Here is a 6,824-nt window from a genome sequence, read left to right as displayed (position 1 = left end):
CCGCCCGCGCCACCAGCAGACAGGCCACATGGGCGCGCGCGGGCCCGACGGCCGCGGCCACGCAGCCCGCGGGCCGGGCACCGCCGGGGTACGGCTAGGCGGGAAACTCGACCGGCAGGCTGTCCAGCCTGGACTCCCAGGTGGAGGCGGTCGAGGTCAGCTCCTCCGGGGGCACGGCCAGGGTCAGACCCGGCAGTCGGTGCAGCAGGACGTTCACGGCGATCTCGATGATGGACTGGCCGATGCCCTGCCCGGGGCACTCGTGCGGTCCGGAACTGAACGCCAGGTGGGCCTGGTTGCCGTGGACCGAGACGCCGGCGTCCGGCCGGATCTCGGGGTCGACGTTGCCTGCCGCGAGGCCCAGCACCAGCAGGTCGCCCTCCTGGATCTGGTGGCCGCCGAGCTCCAGGTCGCCGGCGGCGAACCGGCCCGGCAGCACGGCCAGCGGGGGGCTGTTCCACATGACCTCCTCCACCACGGCCGAGACGTTCAGCTGCCCGCTGATCAGTCCGGCGAGCCGCGCGGTGTCGGTGAGGACCAGCTGAAGGACCCGGGCCAGCAGATTGCTGGTCGTGGTGTGCGCGGCGATCAGCACGAGGCGCAGATGGCTGACCACCTCCTCCTCGTCGAGGCCGGCCGCGTGCCCCAGCAGGGCGGTGGTGAAGTCACCGCCCGGTTCGGTGCGCTTGCGCTCGGCGAGTGCGCCGAGGATCGCCACGATGCGGTCGTTGTGCGCGAGGGCGTCCTCACCGCCCTTGAGGACCTGGGCGCAGGACTCGACCAGGTCCCGGCCCTCCGCCTCGGGGAGGCCGAGGATGCGGGAGAGGACGAGCATCGGCAGGTACTCGGCGTAGTCCGTGACGAGGTCGGCGCGTCCGGTGTCCGCGAACGCGTCGATCTGCTTGTTCGCGAAGTGGGTCGCGTGACGCCGGATGCCCCGGGCCGAGGCGGCCTGCAGCCCGTCGGTCACGGCGGCCCGCAGCCTGCGGTGCGGCTCGCCGTCCTGGGAGACACAGTCGGGCCGCCAGCCCACCATCGGGATCAGGGGCGAGGTCTCCGCCACGCGCCCGTCCGCCCAGTCCCGCCAGATGCGCGCGTCCCGGCTGAACTGGCGGGGGTTGTCGAGCACCCGCCGGTTGTCGCGGTAGCCGAGGACCAGCCAGGCGGCTACGTCGCCCTCCAGCAGCACGGGCGCGACCGAGCCGTGCTCCTTGCGCAGCCGCTCGTAGATGCCGGCCGGGTCGGTCGCCGCCTCCGGACCGTAGAGCCGGGTCGGTTCGGCGGAGTGGTGGGCGACGGGGCAGCCGCGCGGGGCCTGAAGGGGATTTTCGGTCGAGTCGTTCATCGGGGCTCCAGGGCCACGGCCGAGCGTTCCTTCAGGTGGTGGATCAGGGCGACCAGGACGTCCCGGCTGGAGGCGCGGTCGCGGGCGTCGAAGGCGATGACCGGGGTGTGTGCGGGGATGTCCAGGGCGTCCCGGATCTCCTCGACCGGGTAGTTGCTGGAGTCGGGGAAGACGTTCAGGGCGACGACGAAGGGCACCTCCTGCCGCTCCATCTCCTCGATCGCCCGGAAACTGGACTCCAGACGGCGCGTGTCCACCAGGACGATCGCGCCGAGCGCCCCCTTGAACAGCCCGTTCCACAGAAACCAGAACCGCTCCTGGCCGGGCGTGCCGAACAGGTACAGCACCAGGCTCTCGTTGATGCCGATCTTGCCGAAGTCCAGGCTGACGGTGGTCTGCGTCTTGTCGGCGACGCCGATGAGACGGTCGACGTCGGCGCTGGCCTGGGTGAGGGTCTCCTCGGTGGTGAGCGGCTTGATGTCGCTGACCGACCTGACCATGGTGGTCTTCCCGGTGCCGAATCCGCCGGCGATCATCACCTTCACCGAGCGGGTGTCCCCGGCCGCCCGCCCTCCGGGTTGGTCAAAGCCTTTCAAGTCCACTGAGTACCTCCTCAAGGAGCGCGAGGTCGGGCCCGCGGCCGGCGGCGTCGTGTGCCGGAATGGGATTGCGGGCTTCGACACGACCTGCGTCCAGCAGGTCCGACAGCAGCACCGCGAGAATGTTGAAGGGCAGCCCGAGGTGAGCGCCGAGCTCTGCGACCGACAGCGGATCGCGGCAGCGCCTGAGGATCTCCTCGTGCTCGTGCTGCATTCCCGGTAACGGGGCGGCGCGGGCGAGGACGAGGGTCGCCACGTCGAGGCTCGACGCCGAACCGCCCGGTCCGCTGCGTCCCCCGGTGAGGACGTAGTAGCGCTCGAGACCGGACGGGTCCGACGGTCTACGGGGAGCACTCATCCAGAGTGCTCCTCCAGGCGCGGAGTGGTGCCGAGGAGCTCACCCATCCTGCGGGCGAGGTCCCGCATCTGATGCCCGAGCAGGCCCTGGTCGAGGCCCTCTCTGGCGAGGACACCGAGGTACGTCTCCACACCCGCGCGGACGACGAAGAGGTGCCCGCCGTCGACCTCGATCATCGCCAGGCGCAGCTGGCCGGCGTACTTGGGGAACTGCTCGGCGACCGGCTGGGCCAAGGCCTGCAGGCCGGCCACCACGGCGGCGAAGCGGTCGACGTCATCGGGGTCTTCGGCGCCGTAGGAAGTGATGGCCTTGCCGTCGCTGGAGGCCACGAGGGCGAAACGGATCTCCTGGATGCTCTCGACGAGATCGCGGAGCGCCCAGCTCACATCGGTTCCTTGTTGCGTCATGAGGACTAGTCGCTCTCTTCGGTGCGGTGCTCGGTGGACTCGCGTCCGGCGGGGGTGTCGCGGTCGTCGCCCTCCCGGGAGGCCTCCGCGGCGTCGCGTCCGGCGGTGGCGAAGGCCGCGAGACCGGAGAAGGAGGCGTCCGGCGGAACGGCGGAGACGGTGCTCCGGTCGGTCCGCTCGGCCTGCCGGGGTTCGGCCGCCTCGTTCCGCTTGCTGCGGCGCCGCGGCAGTCCGCCCGGCGTGGTGTCCACGGCTGCGGCGGATGCGGCCGGCGCCGGTGCGGTGGGCGTCTCCCTGGGGGCCGGGGCGGCAGCCGCGGTGCGGGCCTCCGAGGCGGGCGCGGCCGGGGTGGTGGCGGCGGCCGCGGGCAGCGGGCTGAAGTACTTGTGCGGAACCACGATCACCACGGAGGTACCGAGCCAGGGCGAGTCCGCGAAGGTGACGCGGATGCCGTAGCGGCGGGCGAGGGCGCCGACGACGCGCAGGCCGATGCTGGCGTCCTCGGTGATGCCGCCGAGGCCCGCGCCGGGCGCGGTGCCCGCGAGGGCGTGTTCGGCCTCGCGCTTCTTCTCCTCGCTCAGGCCCTTGCCGGAGTCCTGGATCTCGATGCCGACGCCGTTGGGGACCTCCTTGCCGGAGATGAGCACCGGTTCGGTGGGCGGCGAGTAGCGGGCCGCGTTGTCCAGGAGATGGGAGAAGATCAGCGTCAGGTGGTCCACCAGGCCGCCGTCGACGCCGAGTTCGGGCAGGTGGCGCACCTGGACGCGGTGGAAGTCCTTGATCCGGCCGATGCCGCCGCGCACCACGCTGAGCAGCCGCTGCGGTTCCTGCCACTGGCGTCCCGGGCGGTCCGAGCCGCCGAGCACGCCGATGCTCGCGGCGAGCGAGTCGGCGGGGCCGAGCTCCTGGTCGAGCTCCATCAGACCGCGGGCTACGGCCGGCAGCCTGCCGTGCTCGCCCTGCATCTCGTGCAGCCGGCCGCGGAGCTTGCTGGTCAGGACGTGGATGCGGTTGCCGATGCTGATGACGGCCTGCTCGGCGGTGGTAGAGCGGTCGAACTCCGCCTCGAGGCCGATCAGGGCGGTGCGCAGCAGCTTGCGCAGTTCGGCCTGGAGGTCGGCGCTGACCTTCGCGCACTGGTTGACAGTGGGCAGGACGTCGTCGATGGCCTCGCCGGAGCGCAGTTTGGCCATCGTGTCGGGCAGTTGCTCGTCGGCGAGCCGGGTGACGGCGGCGAGCTGGTGGGACAGCTGCTCCTGCCAGACCTCGGCCTGGTCGGCGAGCTGGGTCTCGTAGGAGCCGGCCTGCTCCGCCAGCCGTTCCTCATAGGCGCGGGAGGTGTCGGCGAGCTGCGTCTCGTACGAGGCGCTCTGGTCGGCGAGGCGCCGCTCGTAGGCGGCGGTCTGCTCGGTGAGCTGGGACTCCAGGGTGGCGCGCTCGGCGGAGAACTTCCGTTCCAGACCCGCCACATGCTGCTGCCACTGCTGGTTGTGCTCGGCCTGCGTGGAGCGGAAGGTGCCCTCCGCCCGGTGCAGTTGGGCCCGGGTGCGCAGCAACAGACGTACGCACAACGTGCCGGCCGCCGTCGCCGCGACACCGGCGACAGCCGTGAGTATTCGGTCCGAGCTCATGAACGTGGCGGCAACGGTCCCGCCTCCCAAGCCCAGCGGCATCAACCACCAGCTGTGCCAGGCGACAGGGGCCCGCGCCGCCGGTGGCGGAGTGGCGAGTTCCATCTGCATCCTTCGAAGCAACACGATCGAACAGGGGGTGTGTGGACCGCACTCATGAGTACGCACCGCGAGTCGACCGGACGCGATCGCGTCAACTCGCAGCGCCGATCGGAACCCTATCGGGTTTGAACCCGAAAGGATCAATCTCGTCCCCTGCCGGAGGTGAGGGTTCCGTCACGGTGCGACAGGAGCTCACAGGTCGACAAATGGCTTTGCTGCCTGTGGAGTTGGCCGTGCAGCAGGTCAGCGTGCGGTCTGGAAGGTGCGGCGGTAGGCCTGCGGGGAGACCCCGATCGCCGCGGCCAGGTGCTGGCGCAGTGAGGCGCCGGTCGCGAAGCCGACCCGGCCGGCGATCTGGTCGACGGTGAGGTCGCTGGACTCCAGCAGATGCCGGGCCCTGGCGACCCGCTGCTGGATCAGCCAGCGGCCGGGGCTGAGGCCCACCTCGTCGTTGAAGCGGCGGGCGAAGGTGCGCCGGCTCATCCGGGCGTGACCGGCGAGGTCGGCCAGGGTGAGCGGTTCACCGAGGCGCTCCAGGGCCCAGGCGCGGGTGGCCGCGGTACTCGCGGCGCCCTGTTCGGGGACCGGCTGCTCGATGTACTGGGCCTGGCCGCCGTCCCGGAACGGCGGGACCACGCAGCGGCGGGCGACGGTGTTGGCGAGGTGACTGCCGTGGTCCTTGCGGACGAGGTGCAGGCAGATGTCGACGCCGGAGGCGGCTCCGGCGGAGGTGAGGAACGGGTGGTCGTCGACGAACAGCACGTCCGGGTCCAGGTCGACGAGCGGGAACATGCGGCGGAACCGGTCGGCGACCTGCCAGTGGGTCGTCGCCCGGCGCCCGTCGAGGAGCCCCGCGGCGGCGAGGACGAAGGCGCCGGTGCAGATGGAGACGACTCGGGTGCCGGGGCGGATACGCGCGAGCGCGGCCAGGACGTCGCCGGGGACCTCGTCGGTGAGGTGGGCGGGCGCGACGGGCGCGATCACCACGGTGTTGGCCGTGGCCAGGGCCTCGGGGCCGTGCTCCACGGTGACGCCGAAGTCCGCGTTGGTGCGCACCGGGCGGCCGTCGACCGAACAGGTCAGGACCTCGTACCGGCCGTCGGCCGCGCCGAGGATCCGGCTGGGGATGCCCAGCTCGAAGGGGTACACACCGTCCAGGGCCAGGACCACCACTCGTTCACGCCGCATGGCACGATCCTATCGAAGGTTGGCAATCTTGCCATTGGCGGACGGCGCGGGGCCGGGCACGCTGGGACACCATGAGCACACAGCACACGATGCGAGCCATCAGCCAGGACGTCCTCGGCGGCCCCGAGGTCCTGAAGGAAGTGGAGATCGAGCGCCCGGAACCGCGGCCGAACGAGGTACTGGTCCAGGTGCGGGCCGCCGGGGTCAACCCGACCGACTGGAAGCACCGCGCCACCGGCGGCTTCCTCGGCGAACCGCCCTTCGTCCTGGGCTGGGACGTCTCCGGGGTGGTGGCGGCGGTCGGCATCGGCGTCGCGGCGTTCGCGCCCGGTGACGAGGTGTTCGGCATGCTGCCGTATCCGTTCGGGCACGGCTCGCACGCCGAGTACGTCATCGCTCCGGTACGGGCCCTGGCGCGCAAGCCGGCCGGGATCGACCACACGCAGGCGGGCGCGCTGCCGCTGGTCTCGCTCACCGCGTGGCAGGCGCTGACCGAGCACGCGGACGTCCGTCCCGGGCAGCGGGTGCTGATCCACGCCGCGGCGGGCGGGGTCGGGCACGTGGCGGTGCAGATCGCCAAGGAGCGCGGCGCGTACGTGATCGGCACGGCGAGCGCGGGCAAGCACGAGTTCCTGCGCGAGATCGGCGCGGACGAGACGATCGACTACCGCGAGACGGACTTCGCCGAGGCCGTGAAGGACGTCGACGTCGTGCTGGACACGATCGGCGGCGACAACGCGCTGCGCTCGCTGCGCGTGCTGCGCCCGGCCGGTGTCGTGGTGTCGATCCTGCCGGGCGGTGGGGACGACTTCTACCAGGAGGCCGAGCGGCTGGGTGTGCGAGCGGTCCGGATGCTGGTCGATGCCGATCGCGCGGGCATGGAGGCGATCGCGGAGCTCGCCGAGCAGGGCAAGCTCCGCGCCACGATCGCCGGGACCTTCCCCTTGTCCGCCGCGGCCGAGGCCCACGCCTCCGGCGACACGGGCCGGACGACGGGGAAGCTGGTGCTGCTGAACGACTGAGTCTGCGCGGGGATGCTCCTGCCCCTGCCTGCGGCAGCCTGTGGCTGCTTCGGTGGGGGTGCGCGTAGCGCCTTCCGGGGTGCGGTGGGTCGGGGCCGCGTCGGGGGGTGTCCGTCCTCGGAACGGCGCGATGGGGTCGGATACCGACTAACCGTCCGTTGACGCGCCAACC

General features: G+C 71.9%; 7 protein-coding genes. 1 reads left to right on the top strand and 6 read right to left on the bottom strand.

Translation table 11 applies throughout. The annotated features are described in order from the left end of the window. Window positions 1-94: 94 nt before the first annotated feature. The 6 genes from ABZ016_RS42830 to ABZ016_RS42805 form a co-directional block, all read right to left on the bottom strand. A complete protein-coding gene (locus ABZ016_RS42830; RefSeq protein WP_356922222.1) occupies window positions 95-1,345 on the bottom strand; it encodes a cytochrome P450 in 1,251 nt (416 codons plus the stop codon). Further along, on the bottom strand, window positions 1,342-1,947 hold the full coding sequence (locus ABZ016_RS42825; RefSeq protein ID WP_356922221.1) for an ATP/GTP-binding protein: 606 nt from the start codon (window positions 1,945-1,947) through the stop codon (window positions 1,342-1,344). The genes ABZ016_RS42830 and ABZ016_RS42825 overlap by 4 nt, the downstream gene beginning before the upstream one ends. Next, complete coding sequence (locus ABZ016_RS42820) at window positions 1,928-2,302, bottom strand: DUF742 domain-containing protein (protein ID WP_345664014.1); 375 nt, start codon at window positions 2,300-2,302, stop codon at window positions 1,928-1,930. Before ABZ016_RS42820 ends, ABZ016_RS42825 begins: the two co-directional genes overlap by 20 nt. After that, window positions 2,299-2,709: a roadblock/LC7 domain-containing protein gene (locus tag ABZ016_RS42815; RefSeq protein ID WP_003994857.1), complete on the bottom strand. Its 411-nt coding sequence runs from the start codon at window positions 2,707-2,709 to the stop codon at window positions 2,299-2,301. Before ABZ016_RS42815 ends, ABZ016_RS42820 begins: the two co-directional genes overlap by 4 nt. A 5-nt stretch (window positions 2,710-2,714) precedes the next feature. After that, window positions 2,715-4,445, bottom strand: coding sequence for an ATP-binding protein (locus ABZ016_RS42810; RefSeq protein WP_356922220.1), 1,731 nt, complete (start codon window positions 4,443-4,445; stop codon window positions 2,715-2,717). A 240-nt stretch (window positions 4,446-4,685) separates the two neighbouring features. Then, window positions 4,686-5,630, bottom strand: coding sequence for a helix-turn-helix domain-containing protein (locus ABZ016_RS42805; protein WP_356922219.1), 945 nt, complete (start codon window positions 5,628-5,630; stop codon window positions 4,686-4,688). A 71-nt stretch (window positions 5,631-5,701) separates the two neighbouring features. Between ABZ016_RS42805 and ABZ016_RS42800 the strand changes: the two genes are divergently transcribed. Beyond that, the gene (locus ABZ016_RS42800) at window positions 5,702-6,652 is read left to right on the top strand and encodes an NADP-dependent oxidoreductase (RefSeq protein WP_356922218.1); all 951 of its coding nucleotides are present in this window, start codon (window positions 5,702-5,704) and stop codon (window positions 6,650-6,652) included. Window positions 6,653-6,824: the final 172 nt, after the last annotated feature.

Origin of the sequence: Streptomyces sp. NPDC006372 (assembly GCF_040612515.1) — a bacterium.
GTDB lineage: Bacteria > Actinomycetota > Actinomycetes > Streptomycetales > Streptomycetaceae > Streptomyces.
The sequence above is the reverse complement of the archived record's forward strand: the minus strand, read 5'-3'. Positions and strand labels throughout refer to the sequence as shown.

Bases quoted from the DNA above. Each gene is read 5' to 3' on its own strand.
- ABZ016_RS42830 (WP_356922222.1), bottom strand. From the start codon at position 1,345: ATGAACGACTCGACCGAAAATCCCCTTCAGGCCCCGCGCGGCTGCCCC.
- ABZ016_RS42805 (WP_356922219.1), bottom strand. From the start codon at position 5,630: ATGCGGCGTGAACGAGTGGTGGTCCTGGCCCTGGACGGTGTGTACCCC.
- ABZ016_RS42820 (WP_345664014.1), bottom strand. From the start codon at position 2,302: ATGAGTGCTCCCCGTAGACCGTCGGACCCGTCCGGTCTCGAGCGCTAC.
- ABZ016_RS42815 (WP_003994857.1), bottom strand. From the start codon at position 2,709: ATGACGCAACAAGGAACCGATGTGAGCTGGGCGCTCCGCGATCTCGTC.
- ABZ016_RS42810 (WP_356922220.1), bottom strand. From the start codon at position 4,445: ATGGAACTCGCCACTCCGCCACCGGCGGCGCGGGCCCCTGTCGCCTGG.
- ABZ016_RS42800 (WP_356922218.1), top strand. From the start codon at position 5,702: ATGAGCACACAGCACACGATGCGAGCCATCAGCCAGGACGTCCTCGGC.